General features: G+C 47.7%; 37 protein-coding genes. 21 read left to right on the forward strand and 16 right to left on the reverse strand.

The features are described 5' to 3' along the window. The 18 genes from UM181_14975 to UM181_15060 all read left to right on the forward strand — a co-directional run bounded on the left by UM181_14975 (window position 1) and on the right by UM181_15060 (window position 9553). The gene (locus UM181_14975) at window positions 1-309 is read left to right on the forward strand and encodes a hypothetical protein (GenBank protein ID WQC62601.1); all 309 of its coding nucleotides are present in this window, start codon (window positions 1-3) and stop codon (window positions 307-309) included. Continuing rightward, entirely contained in the window at window positions 309-1508 is a 1200-nt protein-coding gene (locus UM181_14980) for a tail fiber domain-containing protein (protein ID WQC62602.1), read from the forward strand. The genes UM181_14975 and UM181_14980 overlap by 1 nt, the downstream gene beginning before the upstream one ends. Beyond that, window positions 1508-1972: a hypothetical protein gene (locus UM181_14985; protein ID WQC62603.1), complete on the forward strand. Its 465-nt coding sequence runs from the start codon at window positions 1508-1510 to the stop codon at window positions 1970-1972. The genes UM181_14980 and UM181_14985 overlap by 1 nt, the downstream gene beginning before the upstream one ends. Next, the gene (locus tag UM181_14990) at window positions 1965-2342 is read left to right on the forward strand and encodes a hypothetical protein (protein WQC62604.1); all 378 of its coding nucleotides are present in this window, start codon (window positions 1965-1967) and stop codon (window positions 2340-2342) included. Before UM181_14985 ends, UM181_14990 begins: the two co-directional genes overlap by 8 nt. After that, window positions 2339-2707: a hypothetical protein gene (locus tag UM181_14995; GenBank protein WQC62605.1), complete on the forward strand. Its 369-nt coding sequence runs from the start codon at window positions 2339-2341 to the stop codon at window positions 2705-2707. Before UM181_14990 ends, UM181_14995 begins: the two co-directional genes overlap by 4 nt. Continuing rightward, the gene (locus UM181_15000; GenBank protein WQC62606.1) at window positions 2704-3084 is read left to right on the forward strand and encodes a hypothetical protein; all 381 of its coding nucleotides are present in this window, start codon (window positions 2704-2706) and stop codon (window positions 3082-3084) included. The genes UM181_14995 and UM181_15000 overlap by 4 nt, the downstream gene beginning before the upstream one ends. Then, window positions 3081-3494, forward strand: a complete 414-nt coding sequence (locus UM181_15005) for a hypothetical protein (protein WQC62607.1) — start codon at window positions 3081-3083, stop codon at window positions 3492-3494. The genes UM181_15000 and UM181_15005 overlap by 4 nt, the downstream gene beginning before the upstream one ends. After that, a complete protein-coding gene (locus UM181_15010) occupies window positions 3491-3838 on the forward strand; it encodes a hypothetical protein (protein WQC62608.1) in 348 nt (115 codons plus the stop codon). The genes UM181_15005 and UM181_15010 overlap by 4 nt, the downstream gene beginning before the upstream one ends. A 1-nt stretch (window position 3839) precedes the next feature. Further along, entirely contained in the window at window positions 3840-4928 is a 1089-nt protein-coding gene (locus UM181_15015) for a hypothetical protein (protein WQC62609.1), read from the forward strand. A gap of 2 nt (window positions 4929-4930) precedes the next feature. Continuing rightward, window positions 4931-5113 carry a hypothetical protein gene (locus UM181_15020; protein ID WQC62610.1) on the forward strand — a complete coding sequence of 61 codons (183 nt, stop codon included), beginning with the start codon at window positions 4931-4933 and terminating at the stop codon, window positions 5111-5113. After that, entirely contained in the window at window positions 5113-6978 is a 1866-nt protein-coding gene (locus UM181_15025; GenBank protein WQC62611.1) for a hypothetical protein, read from the forward strand. Before UM181_15020 ends, UM181_15025 begins: the two co-directional genes overlap by 1 nt. Beyond that, window positions 6978-7304, forward strand: a complete 327-nt coding sequence (locus tag UM181_15030; protein ID WQC62612.1) for a BppU family phage baseplate upper protein — start codon at window positions 6978-6980, stop codon at window positions 7302-7304. Before UM181_15025 ends, UM181_15030 begins: the two co-directional genes overlap by 1 nt. 17 nt (window positions 7305-7321) lie before the next feature. Then, window positions 7322-7549 carry a hypothetical protein gene (locus tag UM181_15035; GenBank protein ID WQC62613.1) on the forward strand — a complete coding sequence of 76 codons (228 nt, stop codon included), beginning with the start codon at window positions 7322-7324 and terminating at the stop codon, window positions 7547-7549. Window positions 7550-7718: 169 nt separating this feature from the next. Then, window positions 7719-8186, forward strand: coding sequence for a hypothetical protein (locus UM181_15040; protein WQC62614.1), 468 nt, complete (start codon window positions 7719-7721; stop codon window positions 8184-8186). After that, window positions 8179-8433: a hypothetical protein gene (locus tag UM181_15045; protein ID WQC62615.1), complete on the forward strand. Its 255-nt coding sequence runs from the start codon at window positions 8179-8181 to the stop codon at window positions 8431-8433. Before UM181_15040 ends, UM181_15045 begins: the two co-directional genes overlap by 8 nt. A gap of 1 nt (window position 8434) precedes the next feature. Beyond that, a complete protein-coding gene (locus UM181_15050) occupies window positions 8435-8632 on the forward strand; it encodes a hypothetical protein (protein ID WQC62616.1) in 198 nt (65 codons plus the stop codon). Then, window positions 8629-9015, forward strand: a complete 387-nt coding sequence (locus UM181_15055; protein ID WQC62617.1) for a hypothetical protein — start codon at window positions 8629-8631, stop codon at window positions 9013-9015. Before UM181_15050 ends, UM181_15055 begins: the two co-directional genes overlap by 4 nt. Window position 9016: 1 nt before the next feature. Continuing rightward, window positions 9017-9553 (forward strand): glycosyl hydrolase 108 family protein, encoded by a 537-nt coding sequence (locus tag UM181_15060; protein ID WQC62618.1) that lies wholly within the window; start codon window positions 9017-9019, stop codon window positions 9551-9553. Window positions 9554-9577: 24 nt separating this feature from the next. Here the strand turns inward: UM181_15060 and UM181_15065 are convergent, their stop codons facing one another. From UM181_15065 to UM181_15095, 7 genes are all read right to left on the reverse strand, one after another. After that, complete coding sequence (locus UM181_15065) at window positions 9578-9883, reverse strand: hypothetical protein (protein WQC62619.1); 306 nt, start codon at window positions 9881-9883, stop codon at window positions 9578-9580. Beyond that, complete coding sequence (locus tag UM181_15070) at window positions 9876-10133, reverse strand: hypothetical protein (GenBank protein WQC62620.1); 258 nt, start codon at window positions 10131-10133, stop codon at window positions 9876-9878. Before UM181_15070 ends, UM181_15065 begins: the two co-directional genes overlap by 8 nt. Beyond that, the gene (locus tag UM181_15075) at window positions 10130-10486 is read right to left on the reverse strand and encodes a hypothetical protein (protein WQC62621.1); all 357 of its coding nucleotides are present in this window, start codon (window positions 10484-10486) and stop codon (window positions 10130-10132) included. The genes UM181_15070 and UM181_15075 overlap by 4 nt, the downstream gene beginning before the upstream one ends. A 409-nt stretch (window positions 10487-10895) precedes the next feature. Continuing rightward, window positions 10896-11357 (reverse strand): winged helix-turn-helix domain-containing protein, encoded by a 462-nt coding sequence (locus tag UM181_15080; GenBank protein ID WQC62622.1) that lies wholly within the window; start codon window positions 11355-11357, stop codon window positions 10896-10898. Window positions 11358-11883: 526 nt separating this feature from the next. Next, window positions 11884-12384 (reverse strand): hypothetical protein, encoded by a 501-nt coding sequence (locus UM181_15085; GenBank protein WQC62623.1) that lies wholly within the window; start codon window positions 12382-12384, stop codon window positions 11884-11886. A 124-nt stretch (window positions 12385-12508) separates the two neighbouring features. Further along, a complete protein-coding gene (locus UM181_15090) occupies window positions 12509-12811 on the reverse strand; it encodes a hypothetical protein (protein ID WQC62624.1) in 303 nt (100 codons plus the stop codon). A gap of 96 nt (window positions 12812-12907) precedes the next feature. Next, the gene (locus UM181_15095; GenBank protein ID WQC62625.1) at window positions 12908-13237 is read right to left on the reverse strand and encodes a DUF6626 family protein; all 330 of its coding nucleotides are present in this window, start codon (window positions 13235-13237) and stop codon (window positions 12908-12910) included. A 76-nt stretch (window positions 13238-13313) separates the two neighbouring features. Here UM181_15095 and UM181_15100 point away from each other — a divergent pair, with 76 nt between their 5' ends. Both UM181_15100 and UM181_15105 read left to right on the forward strand, forming a co-directional pair. Continuing rightward, window positions 13314-13865 carry a hypothetical protein gene (locus UM181_15100; GenBank protein ID WQC62626.1) on the forward strand — a complete coding sequence of 184 codons (552 nt, stop codon included), beginning with the start codon at window positions 13314-13316 and terminating at the stop codon, window positions 13863-13865. Between the two features lie 297 nt (window positions 13866-14162). Continuing rightward, complete coding sequence (locus tag UM181_15105; protein ID WQC62627.1) at window positions 14163-14726, forward strand: site-specific integrase; 564 nt, start codon at window positions 14163-14165, stop codon at window positions 14724-14726. Between the two features lie 3 nt (window positions 14727-14729). Here the strand turns inward: UM181_15105 and UM181_15110 are convergent, their stop codons facing one another. The 7 genes from UM181_15110 to UM181_15140 all read right to left on the reverse strand — a co-directional run bounded on the left by UM181_15110 (window position 14730) and on the right by UM181_15140 (window position 20186). Beyond that, window positions 14730-15260 carry a GNAT family N-acetyltransferase gene (locus tag UM181_15110; GenBank protein ID WQC64774.1) on the reverse strand — a complete coding sequence of 177 codons (531 nt, stop codon included), beginning with the start codon at window positions 15258-15260 and terminating at the stop codon, window positions 14730-14732. Between the two features lie 62 nt (window positions 15261-15322). Then, complete coding sequence (locus tag UM181_15115) at window positions 15323-16762, reverse strand: tyrosine-type recombinase/integrase (GenBank protein WQC62628.1); 1440 nt, start codon at window positions 16760-16762, stop codon at window positions 15323-15325. Window positions 16763-16965: 203 nt separating this feature from the next. Then, entirely contained in the window at window positions 16966-17454 is a 489-nt protein-coding gene (gene rpsI / locus UM181_15120; protein WQC62629.1) for a 30S ribosomal protein S9, read from the reverse strand. A 2-nt stretch (window positions 17455-17456) separates the two neighbouring features. Beyond that, on the reverse strand, window positions 17457-17918 hold the full coding sequence (gene rplM, locus UM181_15125; GenBank protein WQC62630.1) for a 50S ribosomal protein L13: 462 nt from the start codon (window positions 17916-17918) through the stop codon (window positions 17457-17459). A 232-nt stretch (window positions 17919-18150) separates the two neighbouring features. Continuing rightward, the gene (locus UM181_15130) at window positions 18151-18735 is read right to left on the reverse strand and encodes an HNH endonuclease (protein WQC62631.1); all 585 of its coding nucleotides are present in this window, start codon (window positions 18733-18735) and stop codon (window positions 18151-18153) included. Between the two features lie 162 nt (window positions 18736-18897). Continuing rightward, window positions 18898-19563, reverse strand: coding sequence for a prolyl oligopeptidase family serine peptidase (locus UM181_15135; protein ID WQC62632.1), 666 nt, complete (start codon window positions 19561-19563; stop codon window positions 18898-18900). After that, window positions 19560-20186, reverse strand: coding sequence for a DNA-3-methyladenine glycosylase 2 family protein (locus UM181_15140; GenBank protein WQC62633.1), 627 nt, complete (start codon window positions 20184-20186; stop codon window positions 19560-19562). The genes UM181_15135 and UM181_15140 overlap by 4 nt, the downstream gene beginning before the upstream one ends. Before the next feature lie 201 nt (window positions 20187-20387). Here UM181_15140 and UM181_15145 point away from each other — a divergent pair, with 201 nt between their 5' ends. Further along, window positions 20388-21608 (forward strand): MFS transporter, encoded by a 1221-nt coding sequence (locus UM181_15145; GenBank protein ID WQC62634.1) that lies wholly within the window; start codon window positions 20388-20390, stop codon window positions 21606-21608. A 5-nt stretch (window positions 21609-21613) separates the two neighbouring features. Here UM181_15145 and UM181_15150 read toward each other — a convergent pair whose 3' ends face one another. Then, window positions 21614-22396, reverse strand: coding sequence for a squalene/phytoene synthase family protein (locus UM181_15150; protein ID WQC62635.1), 783 nt, complete (start codon window positions 22394-22396; stop codon window positions 21614-21616). A gap of 4 nt (window positions 22397-22400) precedes the next feature. Further along, window positions 22401-24032 carry a citramalate synthase gene (cimA, locus tag UM181_15155; protein ID WQC62636.1) on the reverse strand — a complete coding sequence of 544 codons (1632 nt, stop codon included), beginning with the start codon at window positions 24030-24032 and terminating at the stop codon, window positions 22401-22403. Window positions 24033-24060: the final 28 nt, after the last annotated feature.

Below are 24060 nucleotides of genomic sequence, written 5' to 3' on the forward strand. Positions count from 1 at the left end.
ATGGCAAACACCTTTAAAAATTACACCTCTGCGTCCGTAGGAACGGGGGCCACAACGACTTACACGGTGCCATCTTCTACAACCGCGATTATGATGGGTTGCAACCTAGCAAACCGCACAACCAGCCAGATCGCTGTAGATGTACAAGTGGCCGGTGTCTACTTGGTCAAAGGCGCACCAATCCCAGCGAACTCAGCTTTGGGTGTCTTAGACGGTAAGATCATTTTAGAGGCGGCTGACACAGTGGTCGTCACATCAGATACAGCCAGTTCAGCGGATGTAATTGTAAGCGTTCTGGAGCAAACCTAATGGCGGGTTATGTTGGAACCAAGGCGGTTTTATTAAGCACCACGGCTGCGAATGTTGGCGGCGATGCTGACATTGGCGGTGCGCTGGATGTAGGTGGTGCGTTTACCTCGCAAGGCATCGATGACAATGCCACAAGCACTGCGATGACACTGGATGCAAGCGGTAATGTTGGGATTGGGACGACTTCGCCGGATAGACCTGTGCATCTATCTAGTGCTGGAAATAGAAACTATTTTAAAGCTGAAACAACTGGATCAGCTAACTCTTCAGAAAGTGGTTTTGAAATAAAAACGCCAAGTTCAAACTGGTTGATAAACAGCTTGGGTGCAACTGATGCACTAATATTTTATGATTTAGGCAATACGTCTGAAGCCATGCGCATCGATAGCGGTAACGTGTACGTGGGTGGCACAACTTACGAAGGCTCGACCACATCTAACGCATCATCTTCATACCATGGCGCAAGTGGTTTCATTTCTGCCAACGTCAATAACGACTTTGGTATGCAGGTCAACCGTACTGGGACGGATGGAACGCTTTTTAACTTCCGCAAAAACGGCACCGATGTGGGGATGATTGGAAATCTTGGCACCACTTTATTTATTCAAACAAGTGGCAATCAAGCTGGATTAGGTTTTTATAGTGGACATGTTTCTCCAAGAAAAAACAATGCTGCTAGTGATAATGCAATTGATTTAGGTAGATCAAGTCAACGTTATGACGACATTTTCGCCACCAACGGCACAATCCAAACATCTGACCGCAACGAGAAGCAGGACATTGCAGAGCTATCAGACGCAGAGCAACGTGTATCTGTAGCTGCTAAAGGCTTGATGCGTAAGTTTCGCTGGCGTGATGCAGTAGAGGCTAAGGGTGACGCTGCCCGTATTCACTTCGGTATCATTGCACAAGACCTACAAGCTGCATTTGCATCTGAAGGCTTAGACGCTTCTCGTTATGCCATGTTCTGCTCAAACACTTGGTGGGAGCATGACGTTGAGGTGCCAGCGGTAGAAGCTGTGGCAGAGGTGCTTGACGAAGAAGGCAACGTAGTCACTGAGGCGGTAGAAGCCAAGGATGCCTACACCCGCACAGACGCATATGACACACAAGAAGAAGCGCCAGAAGGTGCTACAGAGCGCACTAGGCTTGGGGTTCGCTACAGCGAGCTACTGGCGTTTATCATAGGAGCTTTATAATGTCAGGCTATATAGGCAACGCTCCAGTCCCACAGGCTACGCAAACAAGGCAGACTTTTGTGGCCACCTCTGGGCAGACCAGCTTTGCCACGGCGGGCTATACGGCGGGCTTTGTGGATGTCTATATGAACGGCGTGAGGCTGGTCGATGGCACCGATTTCACGGCCACCAACGGATCTGATGTTGTGCTGACATCTAGCGCTGCTACTGGCGACATCATCGATGTGCTGATGTTTACGGCGGTTGACCTTGCGACTGCGGTTGGCGGGGGCAGATACAAGGGCGAGCGCGGTACGCTTGGCCCTGCGGCTGCGGCTGGTGACATCTTTCGTGTTTCTGAGCAAACCTTGAATGCAAACGTAACGATTGACGCGACTGAGAACGCTGTAGCTGTTGGCCCATTGGCCGTGGCATCTGGCGTTACTATCACCGTCACATCAGGGGGGAACTTGAGCATTGTCTGAGATAAGAGCAACAACAATAAGTGATGCGGCTGGCACTGGGCCGATTGCGCTGACGAAGCAGAGTGCTGCTAAACATTGGACTAACTTCGATGGGAGAGCAAGTTTAACTCTTAGAGATTCATTAAATCAATCTTCCGTAACCGATCTGGGTGCTGGCTCTTACACCGTTAGCTTAATCTCAAGTATGGACGATTCAGAAAATTATTGTGTATTGGTTGTTAAACAAGACCTGTTTGTTAATACGCATACTTATGGATTTGATGCTTTTGGATCTAGGACAGCAAGTTCATATAGAGCCATATCTGTTGAGAATGCAGTTTTAGCTGATTCCAATAATATTAACGGAACAGTGAATGGAGACCTAGCATGAGTACACTTCAGGTCACAAACATCAAAGCCACGGGTGAAACAGCTAGTCGTGCGGTGTCAGGGGTTGCGGCGGCTTGGGCTAATGTTAATGGAGTAGGTACTGTTAGCATTAGAGACAGTGCCAATGCAGCGAGCATTGTTGACGCAGGAACGGGAAGGTATGAAGTTTCCCTGCTTAATGATCTAGCAAGCATTAACGCATCTGCTGTAGCAGAGGGAAATGCTGGCATAGGTCAGTTCAACAGGGCCTGCTCTGTTATGTTTGACAACACTAACGATGTTGAACTCACCTGTTTCAACACGGATACCAACTCAAAAATCGATCTAAATTATGTTATGTATCAGGTTAATGGAGACTTAGCATGAGTACACTAAACGTTTCCAACATCAGCGATGGCACCGATACAGTCGGCACCAGCTATGTGGTTAATGGGTCTGCGAAGGCTTGGGCCGCTTATAACGGCCAAGGAACAGTCTCAACACGTCAGAGCTTTAACGTCTCCTCGATGACAGATGTTTCAACTGGAACCTATACCTTCCAGCTTGTGTCAGGACTTTCTGGCTCAGGAGTAATTGGAAGCGCTTGGAACTCACCTGCGGAATATAGTTCTACACAAGAGTTCCCCGTGCAATCTGGAGGTTATGCCACCGCTTCGTTTTTCAAAGCGATATGCGGCAGTGACTCTACAGCTAGGGCTGATTGGTTCACTGGTTCAGCAGGGTGCATGGGAGACCTAGCATGACCCACGGCCACCTCTGGGATCGTCTAGCTGAAGCTAAGTCACGGCTAGAGCCTGTGCAGTCTAAATATCGTGTGCTGTTTGAAGACCCAGCCACACCAGATGAACCAGCCAAGGTGCTTGTGCCTGATCCTAACTTCATGGCTGCGGCTTTAGCTGGCAACGTATTGCCGCCCATTGAGACATACCAGCGTGATCGTTTGGTGCCAGATGGACAGCCTAAAGAGCATCCATATGCGGAGCCTATCGGTGCTATGAGCGAAGAAGAAGCCATAGAATATCTGGTGCAGAAAGACATCGATCCAGCCGTTTGGCGGGATTACCAAGGCAACCGCACGATTATGAAGATTGTGCCAGTTGAAATGATCCCAGCGGATCGCTCATTTAGAAATGCATGGAGAATTGTTCAATGACAACTTACATCAATATAAACGGAGATGTTCGTGAAGCATCTTCTCTGGTCGTACCAGCGGATCGTACATTTCGTGGCGCTTGGGCATTCAACGGCGATGCTGTCGAAGTAGACATGACAGCGGCTAAGGCCATCCATAAGGACAACCTACGAGCAGAACGTGCGCCCCGCTTGGCTGACTTAGATGTGGCCTATATGAAGGCTTTGGAGGCGGGATCTGGCGCTGATGCTATTGCTGCACAAAAGGCAACGCTGCGTGACATCACAGACGATGCTCGCATTGATGCTGCGACTACACCTGATGCGCTGAAGGCATTGGACTTGGCTACCCTGTTGGGAGAATAAAATGAGCAGCAAGGCACGAGGATTAGCAGACCTAGGCAACGCCTTCGATGATGGTGCTTTGTCTAATCGTAACCTGATTATCAATGGTGGCATGGTCATTGACCAGCGCAATGGAGGTGCGAGTGTAACAGGATCTGCGTCAGCCGCTAAGTTTGCTGCCGACAGGTTTTCTTTTTTTGCAAATACTACTGGAACAATTACCATTCAACAGGTGTCAGATGCGCCAGACGGATTTGCAAATTCCAATAAGGTAACATGCACTTCTGCTGCAACGTCTGACTCATCTGCAAGCAGAGTGCAGCTATATCATGCAATAGAAGGTCATAACACAGCTAATCTTGCATTTGGTTCATCAAGCGCAAAAGCCATCACATTATCTTTTTGGGTCAAAGCATCCAATACTGGGACATATGGTGGGTCGTTTGTTAACGGTGCAGCAAACAGGTCGTACCCTTACCAATATACGATCAGTGCTTCAAATACTTGGGAGTATAAAATAATAACAATTTCTGGTGACACAACTGGAACTTGGGCAACTGATAACACAACGGGTATGTATGTATTCTGGAGCCTTGGTATTGGATCAACGTTTGAAGGCACAGCTAATCAATGGAATGGGGCTTTTGATATTGGCCCACCGTCATCGTTTAGCCTCAAAGACAACCTTAACGCTACCTTGCAAATCACAGGCGTCCAGCTAGAAGTAGGCGACACAGCCACCCCCTTCGAAAATCGGTCGTATGGGGACGAGCTTGCACGGTGCCAGAGGTATTTTCAAGCGTTTAATGCCGACAGCGGGAGTAACACTATTTTAAGCAACGGTATTGCGGAAACAACTTCTCAGGTAAGAGGGGCCGTACCACTGTTGGTTCAAATGCGTGCTGTCCCAAGTGTTTCAGTAAGTAATATAACCGACTTTCGCTTTTACACAACAGGGCAGCACAACTTTACTGGAGGCGCTATCAATGGGTTAAGCAAAAAAGCAATGGGAATTTTTGCTTCAACTAGCGCATCAATGACAGCAGGACACGCTGGGCAGGTTCTTTGGGCCAATGCTACGGGCTACCTTCATGCAGATGCGGAGTTATAAACATGGATAATATGAATATTACAGCGGCTCAGTACACGACTGACATGCATGGCAACACCGCCTCCATCCAAGCAACAATAGACGGCACTGAAATGTCAGTACCCCTTGATCCAGCCAATCGCCACTACGCTGAAATCATGCGGCAGGTCGATGCTGGCACACTAACGATTGCAGAGGCTGACTAATGTTAGGCTTTAGCCCACTCGCATCTGCGCCACTAGCGGACAGTGGTGTTACATCAGTTGATTATGTTTTCGTTGCTGACGCTGGCGCTTTTGCGCTCAGCGGGCAAACAGCAGAGCTAAATAGAAGCGTAGTCTTAACTGCTGGCGCTGGCACTTTTTCAGCGACTGGGCAAACAGCAGACTTAGACAAAGACGTTACATTAGCGCTTAATGCTGGTTCATTCGCAGTCACTGGGCAGGCGGTAGATTTAGACAAAGATGTGCAAGCATCTCTTGACGCCGGTTCATTCGCGCTGACGGGGCAAGCAGCAGATTTAAACAAGCATGTAAGATTGGCGCTTGACGCCGGTTCATTCGCGCTGACGGGGCAAGATGTAAGTCTTACAATATCAGAAGGCTTTAAGGCTGGTTCGTTTACGCTGGCGGGCCAAGACGTAAACTTTGAGGTTGGTGAGTTCTTTGGCGCTGGCGGCTTTTTGCTATCAGGGCAAAATGTTAATTTAGCCAAGTCAGTTAGATTTACGGCTGGCACTGGCACGTTTGCGCTGACCGGCCAAAATGTGACTTTTGCAAGCGGCAAAGTGTTTACAGCAGATGCAGGCAGTTTTGCGCTTACGGGCCAAGCAGCCAATCTAAACAAAGATGTTGCAGCTACGCTTGGTGCCGGTTCGTTTGGGCTGACAGGACAGGCAGCGGATCTTGATAAAGATGTTGCTGTTGAGCTTGATGCTGGATCATTTGCAGCAACTGGTCAGGCCGCAAATCTAAACAAAGACGTTAGGCTTGCTGCTGATGCAGGCGCATTTGCGCTGACCGGCCAAGACGCAAGCTTTATAAAAGATCTGGCCATAGAGCTTGACGCTGGCTTATTCGCGCTTTCTGGGCAAGTTACAGACCTTGATAAAAGCGTTAGGTTTACCGCCGATGCAGGCGCGTTTGCGCTGACCGGCCAAACCGTAGACTTTGCGCGCAATGTTAAACCAGCGCTTGATGCCGGTTCATTTACGCTAACAGGGCAAGCAGTAGATTTGTTCTACGGTCAGTCCATTGCGGCTGGAACTGGCTTGTTTGCGCTGGCTGGTCAAGATGCTGACTTTACTGTCTCTGAGGCGTTTGAGGCTGGTACATTTACGCTTACCGGCCAAGCAGCAAGTCTAAACAAGCATGTTGCTCTCACGTTAGATGCGGGCAGTTTTACGCTTACGGGCCAAGACGCAACCCTGATTAAAGATGTATTTATAGATCTTGACGCCGGTTCATTCGCGCTGACTGGCCAAGATGCAACCCTGATTAAAGATGTTAGGTTTGATGCTGACGCCGGTTCATTCGCGCTGACTGGCCAAGATGCCGACTTTATCCTGTCTGAAATCTTTGAAACTGGTTTGTTTGCAGCATCTGGCCAAGAGGCATTCTTTGATGTTGGCGAGTTCTTTGGCCCCGGCGGCTTTATTGTAACCGGCCAAGATGCGGGCCTTGTCAAAGATGTTAGATTTACCGCCGAAACTGGTTCGTTTGCGCTGTCAGGGCAAGACGTTGAGCTTACGGTTCACAGAGTTATGGCGTCCGATGTCGGCTTGTTTGTACTTACGGGGCAAGACGCTGATTTAGATAAAGACGTTATTGTCACTCTAGACGCCGGTTCGTTTGCACTAGCGGGCCAAGAGGCTGACTTTATTGTTGGTGAAGCCGTAGACGTTGGCCACTTTGCACTCACTGGCCAAGATGCTGCATTTTACTTTACCTTCAACCGCCGGTTTGAGTTTGATGATTACTCGCAAGATGTAACCACAAACACTCACAACTCTGTCACGTTGGCAGAGAACAGCTCAATAATAATAGAAGAAGCGTACAAAGAGGCAGCATAATGACATTCAACATCAAGCAAAATGATACTGCGCCATCTATCCGCGCAAATCTTAAAGACGGTGACGCGGCTGCTGTAGATTTAACAGGTGCTTCTGTTAGGTTTCACATGCGCACAATCGGCGGCACAACTAGCAAAGTTGATGCGCCGGGCGTTATTATTTCGCCGCCTGCTGGTGGCGTTGTGCAATATAATTGGATTGGGTCTGACACTGACACCGTTGACAGCTATCAGGCAGAGTTTGAAATAACTTATGCAGATGGCACCGTCGAAACATTCCCCAACGACAGCTACATTCGCGTCGAAATCACCGACGATATTACCTAAAATTGAAAGCAATAACTATGGAAACGATCGCGTTTTTTATACAATGGGCGGTCGCCCCGGTTGCTGCGTTTGTTTGGATGCTGCATGTAAAAGTCAGCCAGCAGACAACTGACATAGCCGTTCTAAAAGCAACGTCTGACGGCAACAAACTGGCGCATGATCGAGAGATTAAAGATGTTAAAGATGCGCTGAAATCTATCTCGTTCAAACTTGATAACATAGAGCTGGCGCTGCGCGATAAATGATCTGCCAAATTGCGTTTGTCTTGGTTGGCGTTCTATCGGGCGGCGACCTCTTCAACGCGTGCATTTATCGCTGCCCACCTAGCTCAAACTTCTATTATCATTACCCGCCAAAGCTGCGCGTGCCTTATGGCGCGCCCTGCCCTCGCTATCTAAAAGTCGGAAGCAACACATGATCGATCCAGCAACAGCAATTATGGCGGCGGGTGCTGCGTTTAACGCTATCCGCAAAGGCTGTCAGATTGGGCGTGACCTCGAAGGCATGGCGGGCGATCTTGGCCGCTGGTCAAAAGCTATCTCGGACTTTGACTTTGCGGCTAAACGAATTGAAAACCCTAAGTGGTATCAGAGCTTTGGCAATGTTGAAGAGCAAGCCATGCAGCTTTTTGTGCAAAAGAAACAGCGTGAAAATATGCGCGATGATCTGCGCAAAATGATCAGCGAAACGCTCGGCCCATCAGCTTGGCAAGAGCTTATTCGCATGGAAAACGAAATCCGCCAGAAGCAAAAAGATGCGCAGTATAAGCGGATTGAGCGCAAAGAAACTATTATTGCTTGGGCTGCTGGCATGCTGCTGTTTCTACTCTGCGTTGGCGCTTTGTTTGGCTTTGTTTGGATAGCAGTCAAGCGCGATGGCTGACGGTGTTTCTGGCGTTGGCTCTGCGCCATTTAACGTTGCCTCTGACATCCATCAACAAACGCAAACGCGCGAGCGAATAGAAACCCACCTGGTCGAGCAGCGCGTAGCAAAAGAGCATCGCGCCAATCACACGCATTTGGAAGCGCTAAGAGAGCAAAAGCTAGATTTGGGCAAGGCTTACGACAGGTATGGCGCAAAGACTACAGCCGATCGCCCAACCGGCACAAACATCAACATCGAGGTTTAACATGACACCAGAAAGATTAGACGCTTGGCGCATCGTGCCGCGCCTGCTGATTTTGAGCTACATGGTTGTTTTCTATCAAACGTGCAGTTGGTTTATGAGTTTAGAGCTGCCCAATAATGCGCAAGCTGGATTTGTCAGCGTTATTGTTGGTGCCGGGGCAGCTTGGTTTGGGCTGTATGTAAACGGTGGCAAAAAATGATGCAGTTCATCACACCTATCGCAAACCTCGCTGGCACTTGGCTAAATGGCAAAGTCGAGCAAAAGGCTGCTGAAACCAAAGTCAAAGTGGCGCGAGCAGAAGCAGAAGCTGCCATCATGGTCAGCTCATCAACAAGCGCCGCCGAGTGGGAAAAAATCCAAGCGAAAAACCAAAACAACTCGTGGGCTGATGAGCTGTATGCTGTGATCTTTGCGTTGCCATTGGTGCTTGCGTTTGCAGGCGACTGGGGTCGCACAATGGTCGAGAACGGGTTCACCGCGCTTGATGCCTGCCCCGACTGGTACAAGGCAGCTCTTGGCATAATCTTGAGCGCCACCTTTGCCAGCAGGCAAGCCACCAAGTTTTTTATGAAAGGCAAATGATATGAAAAAGAACTTCGACAAATGCTTGCAGATGCTGCTGGTTCACGAGGGCGGTTTTACAGCAGATAAGTTTGATCCCGGTAACGATGGCGATGGCTATGGCAACCAAGGCAGTACAAATATGGGCGTCACTGCGAAAACCTATGCCGCCTATACTGGCCAGCCTGCGCCGATCGAGGTTATGAAAGCGCTGACGTTTGATGACATTGCACCAATTTATAAGCAAAACTATTGGGATCGCGCTCGCTGTGATGACTTAGCCTCTGGCTTGGATTGGAGCGTTTTTGACTGGCAGGTGAACTCTGGCAATCGATCTAGCAAAGCACTGCAAAAGATTGTTGGCGCTAAGCCAGATGGTGCTATCGGGCCTAAAACCCTGCAAGCTGTTGGCAACTATGAAGCTCGCGAGCTGATAGAGAAAATGCACTCAAGCAGGCAAGTTTTCTACAGCTCTTTAAAGACGTTTGCGAGGTATGGAAAAGGCTGGACGCGGCGCAACGATGAAACGTTAGAGGCGGCGCTGCATATGTTGGAGTAAAGGCCAGCAAAAGCTGGCCCTCTCTCACTTTTTGTAATCGCGCAGCACTTCGTTGACTGCGCCAACACGCAAGCCAACCTCTTGCGAAATCTCTTGGCTGCTCAAGCCTAAATCATTTAAGCGCCTGATTAAGATTGTGCGCGGGTGAAGCTTTCTGCCCGTCACAGTATAGGCGTCAGGCTTGTTGGTTTTGAGGTTATCGTGCCTGCCATCACGCGCACGCGTTTTGTGAGCGTCGATCCTTGCCATCTTTAACATGCGCTCGCCTAGCTCAGCTTCTTGCTCGGGCGTTGTAATTTGGCGCATATCGATTTTGCTTTGATCATTCATTGGCAAGATCCTCTGGCACCCGCCAATAGGTAGAGCTGCCAAAGCGCTCGGTAACAAGCCAGCCTCTCTCAACAATGCGCTCAATGACTTTATGAACTCCACAGCTTTGACTGCGAGGCTTCATAAAGCGCTTGCCATTCAGCTCACCCTTGGCGATTTCGCGCAAACTAGGGCATCGATGCTTGAGCTGCCAATGTTTCAAAATGAAAGTAAAAACCTCACGCTGGCGGTCTGTCAGCGGGGGCCTCATTGGACAACTTCCCAGTCAATATCTAGCTCGCCATTTTCAAGCAAAGTAAGCGTTGCGTTTTCTAACTGAAAAGATCCAATGGCGCTGTCTTCCATAGTTTCAGCAAGAGCTGCACTTATTTCGCGCTCAATCTTTTGCCATTTTTGCTTTTGGAATTTGGCAAGCTGTATATCGCTGGCAAGCATTGCCAAATCTTTCTTTAGCTCTGCGTCAATTTTTCTGGCGGTTAGGTCAATGACCTTACGCACGCTCACTTCATTAACTCCGAAACTACTGGCAGCATCCAAAGGCCACCAAAGAGCATAATAAACAGTGAAATTGCGCCGATAAAATCTGTGAAAAGCAGCCAGCATAATCTACCAATGCTAGGCTGGCTGGCTAGGCTGTTCTGACATTCTGGTGCGTCAGTAACATCAAACAATGTATATATTATACGACTTTTCAAGGGCCTGTGGTATTCAAACCCTATTGAATTAGCTTTTGCTCCTTGTCTCTTTATACCCCTCTTTCGCCCCCATCTTACGCTTCAAACGCCCTTTTTGAACCATATATTCCGTTAATTACGCAGTAAAACGAAACAAATACATTCAATTGATCTATTACCTCTAAACTCAGGTTACTCCCAACGCTATCTTTCCAAAGTCGCCCAATCCCATTGGCCAAGAATTCTACGGTCTTACACATTCTTATCGATGGTTTCCCAAAATCGCTTTATCAAATAGCATCAGACCCTGCAGAAACTGACATTTGTCTATAAATACGTTATTTTTCATAGTTCGTTATAGGTAAAGCAGCCTTACGTCTTTTAAGAAGACCCAAAAGCACTTCTGCCTCATGTACCATGGTCTTTTGGAACATATCCGAACTATAATCTGCATAGTTCACTATTGAAGCGCATAATTCATCAGACGCATGATAATATTGTCTTTTGTTCTCTTTTTTGCACAACACCCAACCTGCAGAAACTGTTTCTTTGCATAGATTACTGATCGTCTGCCGGCTTATTGAAAGCTCCTTTGCCATCTCACCTACGGTGTAACCCTGCCTTACCACAGCAGCAATATACATCACACGACTAAAGACAGCCTTTTCTGGTGTGCTTTGAAAATAATTCGTTAAAGCACATTCAGAGCGCCATCGCTTTCGTTCCTTAAAAATTTCTATTTCCGTTTTCGCAAGGTGGAATGAAAACTCGTGTAAAGCCTGATTTATTATATTATCCATCGACTTTCTCCACCTCATTTCTGCTATTTAGTTGATTGCAAGAAGCGTTTTTTTGCATTTTATTATGATTAAGTTTTTATACCCTCTCAAGGTTTTTGAAAGAAATGGAAGAAATTATTTACAGCAGACACTCAACATCGTTTACCCCATAAACTTCAACTTAATATACGCCGCGCAACGTTAACAGAGCGCTTGTTTTATCAAGTGAATGTGAGCGCTGATATAAATTCTTAGTCTCCCTAAGTTTTACGAAATGTTCGATACTGAATTTGCAAATACCAATACGATACCCAATTAACCCATACAAACAACAACCTGAAACGCTACAGATATGCACAAACCACATAACCGTAACCTCAACACATACAGATTCTTCTAAAATTCTGCTACGCACAAAAAAAGGGCTGCGAAATACGCAACCCTTTGTTTTGTATTGTAAATTTGAAGGTTCGCTATCAGCGTTTCGCTATTCGGTATCTATATAAAGCGTATGATAACAATAAGATATAGGTTCAGTATGAACCTGTTAACTATCTGTTAACTTTTTTGAGGCAAACCAAGCTTTGCTGTCAGCGTTAAATAGAAGGTAAATCGCATATGCTTGCATAAGCACTTGAACAGCACTAATCACTCCCATCACGCCTTGCTCAATAAACATTGCTAAACTCGGAATAAACGCAACCATTCCCTGTACGAAAAAAACAGTGTTAATCCATTTGCAGATTACACTCTTTTTGCGGCTTGTTAAAAGAACAAGTGCACCAACGATAACCATAATTAGCACTTGGAAGCCAGCAACGCCATAAACCGCGCCCCCACCTAAGCCCATTTCATTCGACATAAGTGCACTGTTTATGACACCAAGTACTAACGAACCCAAAAATAGCTGCTCGAATAGCTTCATAGATTTAGGCATTTCCATATCATAATCCCTTCTAAACCAAGTCTCACTATGCCACTCACCTAAACCAGCATTCAAATTATTAAAACACACTAAATCTGCTGTTTTCCAGTAAAAAATGCTCACATAGCGTCCTCACAGCGTGTAGCACTCAACGCACCCTACCCTCAAACTCACCCCATACAGCAAGCACACACGTGTTCTACGCCACTACTACGTACGGCGCTTACATCGTTTTACGATGTAAGCACTACTTGGGTGCTATGGGTTTGATGGCTTGTATAGGTTCGAAGTCTTGCTGTGACACTTGCTGAGTTGGCGCTGCTTGGGTTGGCTTGGGTGTGTTGACAGACTTGGGTAAAGGCAGCGTTGGCAACGGCTTGCTACGCTTTGTCTGTGTTGTTTTCACCTTCACGCCCTCAATGTCTCGCGCTTCGTCAGCAATCATTGTCGCCATTAAACGCAGCACCTCCAAACGCACTGCTGCTTGTTCTTTGTTCGTTATGTCTCGTATCGTGTTTAACGCATGCTGCACATCAGCCAATGCAGTCACTGCGCCACCCCCATATGTGCAAAATCACCACCCCAAAACTGTAAGTAGTTCCCTACCAAAAACCGCAGCACGTTTTTTCTACGTTTAAAACCCATTTCACACAGCGCCCATTCGTTCTGCTGCTTGCCACTTTGTCCGTGCTTGTTCGTTGAGTGCCGTTGTGCATTTGCTGTGTAGCACTGCAAAGCGTTGCGCCCACTGCTTGTGCTTGCTGTCGCAGCTGCCTTCCAATCTCTGCGTGTAGTAGTTCAATTTACTTGCACACACTGCCAACGCATCTGCACTTGGCTGCAACTGTTGGAACCGCAGAACACGCATATAACTCGCATTCTTACCCAACCACGCAACGCAAAACTCTTGTTCGCCTTGCACTGCATTTGCAGCCATCAATGCTTGCTTAATTTCATCCAAAACCGTTTTTGTCATCAATTTCTCCTCTGCGCATAAATACACAGCAACACTGTGTTGGTGTTTGCACACGAGTATTTAGTGGAATTAATAGATGAGAACTTACAACGCGGCTGACATACAGCAACTTTTCGACGCACAAGCACACTTGGCGCAGTTTTTCGTCGTTGCACACACAAACATTTGCCCAGCACGTTTGTCAGCCAAAACGCTGCACACACGTGTTCAAGCAGCAAAACAAGACTTACGGCACACACTCAATGTGCTTGCTGCTGCGCTGCATCCAAATCAATCAAACCTCGTGCGTCGCAAGCCCAATCTATATCGCCCACTCACACTTATAACCATCGAAGCCGTCGATACAGCGCAAGCAGCAACACTTACAACGCATTTCAACATCATATTAGGCAACATTCCCAAGCACTTTAGGAAAGCAGAAACAATCGACGGCATATTTAGGCATACTTGGACAAACTGTAGGCAAAGCGAAGACGTGCACACGCAAACAATTATAGGCAGCAGCAAAGGCTTAAATTTCTACGTTCTAAAAGAGGCACATTATGACAAGCAGAAGATTGTAGGCGACATAAGCACTTGGGACATAGACAACACATTTATTCCCAACGCTGCTGTTTATGCAGACTGAAGTTAGCACAGACAGTTTAGACGACAGCACACGCCGTTTGCTTGGAGACGGCATAGTGTTTCGTATTGGTTGCAACACAGTGCTTCAAACACACTCAAACAAAACAGTAGGTTCAAACACACTGTTTGGACACAACGCACTGCAAACAAACAAGAATGTCATACAATATGGATTGTATGGGGTTCTGCTGTAAGTGCTTGTTATCGAACAACTCATTTGCGCACAGATAATCGTTGTCCAAACACAATGTCAGAATTTACACTTATTTACTGACACTTATGGGATTTGGAGACAGCAATGCGACAGGCAAAGACACTAAAAGACGCAGAGATAAAACGTGTGCTTGCCTATTGTGCTACACGACAACACGCACAGCGTGACACAACCATCTTCGTGTTTAGTTTACACGCTGGCTTACGTGCAAAGGAACTTGCAGCACTGCGCATCTGCGATGTGTATGACGACGTTGGCAACGTGCACAGTTCATTTGTGTTGTCAGCAGCAGCAACAAAAGGAGCTCGCACACGCACTGTATACGTCAACAAGACACTCAAGCGACAACTTGCCCAATATTACCCAACCTTGCCCAAGCAACCCACAGCACCACTGTTTTTCAGTCAAAAGGGTAGTTTCTTTAGTGCAAACACAATGTGCCAACTACTCATCCACATCTTCCAACAGTGCAGTCTTAAACACGCCACATCACACAGTGGCAGACGCACGTTTATTACACGCTTGGCAAGCAAAGGCGTTGGAGTGCGTGTGCTTGCAGAACTTGCTGGGCACAGCAGCATTGCGACAACACAACGCTACATTGACGTTAATGCGGAACAGTTGGCGAATGCTGTAGAGTTGGTTTAGTTGTCACCAAAGAGCGGCGTCAGCTAAAGCGTTTACGCAAGTAAATATCAATTTTTCATCGGCAAAATCTCTATCACTCAGCATCATCGCTTGCCATCCAAATTCATACTCAAGCGGATATGGAGGTATAAAATACTTCCCTAAATCGACGCTAAATCCGTACCTACTATAGTAGGATGGTTCTCCATAAACGAGTAAAGCATCTACATCTTTCTTAATAAAGTGTGCTTTTGCTGCTTCAATTAATTGCGTACCGATACCTGTTTTCTGATGCAGCTTGTGAGTAGCGAACGGTGCCAAAATATATGCCGAAATTTCCATCCCTCCATCAAGTAATACGGGAGAAAAACCAATTGCACTTATAATATTTCCATCTACCTCATACCCCATACATAAATTTTTGTGCTTATCATCTTTTGTAATAAGCTCCTCAATTACGGGATACGTTATTGACGCTTCTTCTATAGAAAAAGAATTAAAAAATGTATTTTTAACGTCAGTTAAGTCAGTTTCAGTAAGTGTCCTAATCATCATTTTTCCCAAGCACCGTTTTAAGATTTTCGTTTCATCATTTAACGACAGAATTACTGTAGCAATTATTGCGGCAGTTTCATTATCTCAAGCAGTGCTGCTTCACTCAACTCGCCACGTCTAAAACGCTTTAATGCCTCAAGCGCAAAGCCATCTTCTGCATCCACAACGTCTTCAACAACTGCTGCTGTCTTGCGCTTTGTTTTGGTAATCTCGTGTCTGCGCTGCTGTGTAAGCACGTGACTATAGTGGTTTTCGATTTGCGCAACTTTACAGCCCATATTCATCGCCAAATCGTAAACACTTACATCACCCTTCTCCAAACGCAGCGTCGCATAAGTGTGCCTCAAACTGTATAAACTGCGCTTGTCGCCGTCCCTATCATACAACAAACCATCCGCACGTTCGTTATACGGAACACGCTTCAAAAATATCTGAAAGCCTCTGTTCAAATCAACAAACTTGCGCACTTCACGTGCTTCAGCGTCCACTTGCCCAAACCAAACCAAGTATTTGTGTTTGTTATACGGCGAAGTTTCACGCCAACGCTTTAGCAGACTGTTTGCATTTGGTTGTGTCTGCACAAAACGTGCTTCACCCTTCTTCGTCGCCTTACTCACACGCACTTCTGCAATCACACTGTCGCTGCCTTCAACAGCCACATCAAACTTGATATCACTCCAAAGCATCTCACGTGCTTCGCCTACCCGCAGTCCACTGTTCGCCAAAAACAGCACAAAATAATACATCTGCTGTCGTTGCATCTTATGCCAAGCATTCAAACGCTTGTCTGCAAACACACCCACACAGTCCCTATAACTGCGCAGATAACGTGTAAGCGTTGCATATTCTTCAGCATCAAACCCAGCACGTCGCGCTGGCGTTCTGTTTTTCGCTGGCGCTTTCATCTTAAACACTTGCTGCAAGCGCCCACGTTCAAAAGCATCAAAAAAGATTTGGTTTAATGCACTTTGCTCCATCAGCAGCGTTTTAGTTGCTGGCGCTTTTCGTGCATTGTTAGTGCCACGTGTTTTAGCACCACGTCGCTTTGGATTGTGCTTCTGCAGTGCTTTGCCTTCTGCACTGTCCCAAAACCCAATACGCCAATCCCAATACCCACTCGCAACACTTGGAGTAATATCGTTAAGCAGCATACTCGTGCCGTCTTTGTTCTTAAAATACTGCTTAAAATAACGTTCAGCGTATTTGTCGTGCCAATACTGCCTGCTCGCCGTCCACGTGCCGTTCTTTGTGTTTCGTTCAAACCAATCACGCCAATGCTGTTCAAACGTGTGTTCGTCTAAACTATGCCCCAACTTTGCTGCTTGCTGTAAGCGCAACAACTCGCTCTTCGCATACTCATAAGCATCTTCGTAAATCGTAAGTTTGGTGCTGCGTGTAACGTAGCCTTTGCGTCCACCAATCTTCAAACGCATATACCAATTTGCACGTCTGTGCGTTTTAGCGTTGGGAACGGCGATAGTTAGGTTGCGCTTAAACAGCACAAGCGCACCACCATAGTGCTCCCTTTTGTCCTCATAAAACGCTAACAGCGCACTCCAATAGCAACCTAAAACGCTACAGATATGCTAAAATCGCTAAACCATAACGTCAACATACACAGCGTCTGCTACAATTCTGCTACGCACAAAAAGGGCTGCGAAATACGCAACCCTTTGTTTTATATAGTAAGTTCGAAGTTTCAAACTTAGCGTTTAGAGAACTGAAAGCTCCGGCGCGCTTTGCGTTTACCGTATTTTTTACGTTCCACAACGCGGCTGTCCCGCGTTAAGAAGCCCGCCGATTTCAAAGCGCCACGCAAACCGGGTTCGTAAAGCTGCAAAGCCTTTGAAATACCGTGCTTCACGGCACCGGCCTGCCCCGATAAACCACCACCTTTGACCGTCGCGTTTACGTCGAACTGATCTACTACGCCCGCAACTTGAAACGGTTGACGCAAAATCATTTGCAACACAGGACGCGCAAAATAGGCGTTCATTTCTTTTCCATTCACAACCACTTTACCCGAGCCTGGCTTGATCCAAACACGCGCAACTGCGTCTTTTCTTTTGCCGGTTGCATAAGCGCGCCCCAAAGCATCGCGCATGGGCTCGCGCGGAGCGGCAACTTCAATTTGCACGTCTGCATCTGACCCAACAGTTTGCAGCTCTTCCAAAGATTTCATTTCTTCAGTCATAATTATGCAGCCCTTGTATTTTTAGGATTCATTGATTTCACATCCAACACAGTTGGGGCCTGCGCTTCATGGGGATGCTCTGCCCCCGCATAAACGCGCAGATTGGTCATCAATCCACGGCTCAAACGATTGCCGGGCAACATCCGCTTAACAGCTTGTACAACCACACGCTCAGGATGCGCTCCTTCTAAAATTTGCGCTTTGGTACGCGATTTAATGCCACCAGGGTACCCTGTGTGCCAATAAAAATTCTCTTCCCGCTTTTTACCGGTCATCTGAATTTTTTCAGCATTGATAATAATCACATTATCGCCGCAATCCATATGAGGCGTAAAAGAGGCTTTGTGTTTACCGCGCAGGCGCATCGCAACAATTGAAGCCAAACGGCCCAGAACAACGCCCTCAGCGTCGATCAGGATCCATTTCTTTTCAATATCTGCGGGAGTAGCAGAAAAGGTTTTCATAAAAGATCGTCCCATCATAAGTCACACTTAAAGAAGCCAAACCGCTTCTCTTCATCGCATGTGGTTATAGGCGATGCGCTGTCATGGTCAAGCACTATAAGGGTTATATTTCTGTTTAAAAACAGTTACTTAAAATATAGGTATTAAAATACCCCAATTTTAGACGCTAAAACCCACCCTGCAGCTGGATTAATAAAAGGTTGGTGCGAAAACTCATTAGGCACGTGAGGGCCTAAGCTTCAAGCTCACTATCCCAATATAAAAAGTCCATCCAACTTTCATGAAGATAATTGGGCTGGAAATTGCGGCCTGCATTTCGCAGCTCTTCTGCTTCTGGACAGCGTGGTTTACGCGCCAACGACATTCCTGCGCGCTTTAAACTTTTTGATCCTTTTTTCAAATTACAGGGGCTGCAAGCCGCAACCACGTTTTGCCAACTTGTAACGCCCCCGCTTGCGCGTGGCACAACATGGTCAAATGTAAGATCACCTTTCGACCCACAATATTGGCATGAAAAATGATCCCTCAAAAATAAATTAAAGCGCGTGAAGGCCACGCGCTTTTGAGGTTTTACATAATCTTTGAGAACCACAACCGAGGGTATTCGAAAGCGAATGGTTGGACTGTGAACATAATGATCATATTCCGCCACGATATCAACCCGATCCATATAGGCAGCTTTCACGGCATCTTGCCAACACCACAAGGATAAAGGGTAATACGATAATGGTCGGTAATCAGCATTCAAAACCAGTGCTGGATGTTGCTTTAATGCAGAGGGTTCACGCACAAACTCTGTCCTAAATTCGCCATCCATCTGCCTTCAACCCCTTTTCTCAGCCGCACAATACGCTTTGGCACGCGTCTCTTTCCACAAAGCAAACTATATATCGCGCATTTTATCTGGCAAGCCCAATATATAGCCTAATTGACGCATAAGGCGATCGCGCCCGGCTTGGGCTTAACGTCAAAAACAGCGTTACAGCCCAAGCTTGTCGCGCATAAATGCCAAGGCAACCGACAAACCATCAGAAGCAATGCCATGCGCCGTACCTTTTTGAACATGTGCAAACACATCTTGAAATCCCGCTTTTTGCAGCCCATCCGCGGCTTCTGGCAAAGATGCGATAGGCACCACATCATCTTGATCACCATGGATTAACAAAATTGGCGGGCGTGATAACACCTCATCCACCAACAGATCAGGCTCCATCAGGCGTCCGGAAAACCCAACCATTCCGGCTATCGCATCCTCTCGCCGCGGGGCAACGTGCAAGCCCATCATCGTGCCTTGTGAAAATCCAAATAACACCACTTGCTCGGGCAACAGATCCTCATCGACCATCAATGCATCTAAAAACGCGTTCAAATCCTCAACCGCAGCTTGCATGCCGCGCATTGATTCCTCTTCGCTGGATTCGTCAATCCAAGGTATAGGAAACCATTGAAACCCCATTGGAATCCCATTGCATATCTCGGGCGCATTTGGCGCGATGAATAATGTATCCGGCAGATGCTCGCCCAAAGGGTCGGCCAACCCCAGTAAATCTGCTGCATTGGCACCATATCCATGTAAAAACACCACTGCCGAGCGGGTCGAGCCCGATAAAGCTTCTTTACGTTCCGTTTGCAGAACCCGTGTCATCCAATTCCCTCGCGTTTTTTAATGGCCGAGTAATACGCCCACAAAACATGCGCTGCAACTGCTCTCCACGGGCTCCATTCACCGGCCATGGTTTTCAAGGCATTCGCGCTTGGCCTGTCGGTCATTCCAAACAAATCTTTTGCCGCTTCTTGAAGCGCCAAATCGCCTGAGGGAAATACATCTTGATGCCCCAAAGAAAACATCGCGTATATTTCTGCCGTCCAAACCCCGATGCCCGATATTTGCGTTAAAACCCCCACCACCTCTTCAGTTGACGCTGCGGCAAGCGCGTCAAAATCTACATCCGCAAGCGCCAATGCTCGGACATATTTTATTTTTTGACGGCTCAGCCCAACCTCTCGCAAGGCTAAATCGGTTGTGCTTAAGATTCTTTGCGCTTGTGTGAAGCCTGCAGCCTCCGCACGCGCCCAAATAGCCGCCGCAGACGCAACGCTTAATTGCTGCGCGACAATGGCCTTTAGCAACGCATCAAACCCCCCTGCCCGCCTGCGCAGCGGAATTGGCGCATTAATCCGCGCCGCAGCGCGCGCGAAAGCCGGTTCGTGACGGCATAAAAATTTTATGCCACGATCAATATCAGCGTCTGTTTCAAGCCTATCCATACAATGAGCAATAGACCATATCTCTGTGAATTGCGCGCTATTTCGCGACCATGATTTTAGGACTGAGGCAAGTTATCGTGTTTGTTATCACTTCACTAATGAACTTGCGCCTACCCAACGTTATGCTCCGCACCCGTTATGAGAAGAAATAGCTTTTTCTGGGCCTTGTTATTTACATTGCCCCCGCATAGCGTCGCGCGAATGGTCACTGTAACAGATGATAAACTCGCGCGGCGCAATTTAACTGTCTTGGTGTTTGCACAAGCAATCTTGGGAAACCAATTGCCGATGGTGTTTATTATGGCAGGTTTGGCTGGGCAGTCTTTGGCGAAAAATATTTGTTTCGCGACGATGCCAATATCCTGTATCGTCTTAGGGGCAATGCTCGCCTCTGATCCTTTGTCAAATTTAATGCAAAAGGTCGGCCGCAAAAAAGGGTTTTTCTTAGGAACTTTTTTTGGAGCCCTGGGGGGGCTTATTGCCGCCTATGGGCTTTATGTTCAATCTTTTGGTTGGTTTTTACTGGCCAGCCTTTGCACGGGTGTGTTCATGGCAAGCCAAGGCTTTTATAGATTTGCAGCGATCGATACAGCTTCGGAAAGTTTTCGGCCAAAAGCAGTGTCCTACGTGATGGCCAGTGGTTTGATTGCAGCGATTATCGGCCCTCAATTGGTAAAGTTAACCGATACCTTTTTTTCCGTTCCCTTTCTTATGTCCTATTTGGTCATAGTGGCCCTAAACCTGATCGGCTCGCTTATCTTTTTTGCGTTTCGCAATACAGATTATTTGGTCACTGAAAAGGGCGAAGAAAGGCCGCGCAATAGGCTTGACCTGCTGAAAAGCCGGCAGATTTTTGCATCCATCCTTTGCGCTATGATTGCTTATTCAATGATGAACCTGGTTATGACCTCAACGCCTTTGGCGGTGATCGGTTGCGGTTTTAGCACCTCAGATGTTGCCGATATTGTTTCGGCCCATGTATTGGCGATGTTTGTACCCTCTTTTTTTACGGGCCATTTGATTGTGAGATTTGGCGCGCGCCGAATTTTGGCGATAGGACTTGTTATGCTGGCAATTGCCGGGCTGTGCGCGCTTGAGGGCATAGATTTGGGCAACTTCTTTGCCGCGCTGATTATGGTAGGGCTGGGTTGGAATTTCAGCTTCATTGGCGCCACAACGCTTTTATCTGAAAGCCATAAGCCGCATGAGCGCGGCCGGGTACAGGGAATGAATGATTTTTTTGTGGGGGCTGGTGTGACCTTGGCCTCTTTAACCTCAGGCGGATTGATGAATTGTTCCGGCAATTCGGCCTTAGAGGGCTGGGCCGCAGTGAACCTTGCGATGTTGCCGTTGTTATTTCTTGCTGCTTTAGCACTGTTTTTCCTTACGAAAACAGCAAATAGACCAAAAGACTACAAATGATATGCTTACCAGCGCTGTAGTAACGAGCGCCCGAGCAGGCGCACACCCGACAGTCGAACGCCGCGCCGATCACCGCCATACGCAATTGCCGGGGACCGTCTGGCATAAGCGGCGAGCACAGCGCCGGATTGCCACCCTGTGAGCAAGGCATAGCCAGCCTTTTTTGAAATTTTACCGCGCGCCTTGCGCGCCGAGCGCAATTTTAGCAAGGCCTCATGCGCCAACAATTGCACTGCGTCTTCGCTGGTGTCGGGTATATGTGTTTTTCCTGCCTCGGTCAGTTCCGGCAATGCTTTTAAGTAATTTGCAACACCCGCAGCATAGCCGAAATCGGCCAAAACCTGATCATCCGCTGGTCCAAGAGCCTGAGCTGCAACCCTCATCAAACATCCGGATGTTGCAAGAATATAAGCCTGAAAATCTGCGTTGGTTGCAAAGGGATCGGGGTAAATATCATGCCGACGCGCCTCAACCACAGCCTTCAAAACCTCAGCAGCGGCAGGGGTGAGAGAGATGGCCAGCGGCGTTGCAACCTCATGCCGACGCACCGCGCGCCCATCTGAAATTTCACTCAACACGTCTTGCCACCACTGTAAACGCATTTCGGCAATCAGCGGTTCTTTGGTCACCCAAGGGGCACGTGCTACCTCAAGGTTAAAGGCGAATATTGGAAATAATGTTTTACGCACCTCTAAAGGTGTTGCCATAACAGCGCGAAAACGCTCGGGGTCACCGCGTTCCAATAGGCGCGCGCAGGCGATCACATCATCGTTTAAAATATCCGCCACCGGTTTATGCACCTGCGTGATCGAACGCGGTATCGCGGATCAATTTCCATTGAAAGGCTTCGATAAGCGCCTCAAAGCTTGCATCCACAATATTGGCGGATACGCCCACCGTGGCCCAACGCCGCCCTTGGCTGTCTTCGCTATCGATCACAACGCGCGTCACGGCTTCGGTGCCCCCTTGAGTAATTCTGACTTTAAAATCAACCAGCCGCACATCATCAATCATGCTTTGATAGGCGCCCAAATCTTTCGCCAAAGCTTTGGCAAGGGCATTTACTGGCCCGCGATCCGAACCGGTCTCATCCAAAGATTCACTTACCGAAAGTTTCTTTTCATCTCCAACCTTCACCACAACCACGGCTTCGGACAGGCTAACCATCTCATTATATTTGTTTTTGCGGCGCTCAACCGAAACGCGGTAGCGCTTTACCTCAAAAAACCTTGGCAATTGATCCAGCTCTTTTCGCGCGAGCAATTCAAAACTGGCCTGCGCCGTATCATAGGAATAGCCCAAAGCCTCTCGCTGCTTGATTACCTCGAGAATTCTCCCCAAGGCAGGATTATCCTTCGCGACGCTTAACCCCGCCTCTTTCAAACGTTTGCGTAGGTTTGACTGGCCAGCCTGATTGGACATTGGAATAAGGCGCGCATTGCCCACAACGCTTGGATCAACATGCTCATAGGTGGTGGGATCTTTCAGGATAGCACTGGCATGCAAGCCGGCCTTATGCGCAAAAGCCGATCCACCAACATAGGCGGCTTGGCGCGCAGGCACACGATTTAAAATATCATCCAGCAAACCGGAAAGCCGGGTAAGGCCGGTTAAAGAATGAGGGGACACACCGGTTTCAAACCGACCCGCATAAGGCTCTTTTAGGAGAAGCGTGGGAATTAAAGAGGTTAGATTTGCGTTGCCGCAACGCTCACCCAAGCCATTTAACGTGCCTTGGATATGCCGCACACCCGCATCGACAGCCATCAAAGTGTTCGCCACGGCATTTTCGGTGTCATTATGCGTGTGAATACCCAAATTTTTTCCAGGTATTCCCGATGCAATCACTTCTGATACTATTTCATAAATCTCACGGGGCAAAGCGCCGCCATTTGTATCACATAGAACAAGCCAGCGTGCGCCTGCCCCCAAGGCCGCTTTTAGACTTTCCAGCGCGAAGGCTGGATTGGATTTATAGCCATCGAAAAAATGCTCAGCGTCAAATATCGCTTCGCGCCCTTGCGCCACAATATGGGCAATCGATAGGCGGATCGCATCTATATTTTCTGCAAGCGAAATACCCAACGCCGTCTCTACATGAAAATCATGGGTTTTGCCCACCAAGCAAACGCTTGAAGTGCCCGCATTTAAGACCGCCGCCAAAACATCATCGTTTTCAGCAGAGCGACCGGCCCGTTTGGTCATCCCAAAGGCCGTTATGGTGGCCTTTGTCTTTGGCAAAGCGGCGAAAAACGCATTATCGGTTGGATTGGCGCCGGGCCAGCCCCCTTCAATATAATCCACCCCCAGATCGTCAAGCGCCCGCGCAATCATTACCTTTTCATCGGTGGAAAATTGAACCCCTTGGGTTTGTTGCCCATCTCGCAGCGTCGTGTCGTAAATGTATAGTTTTTCAGTCGTCAAGCCGATGCCCCGAATTTTTATATCTTGA

The organism is Alphaproteobacteria bacterium US3C007, assembly GCA_034423775.1.
GTDB classification, from domain to species: Bacteria; Pseudomonadota; Alphaproteobacteria; order Rhodobacterales; family Rhodobacteraceae; genus Thalassovivens; species Thalassovivens spotae.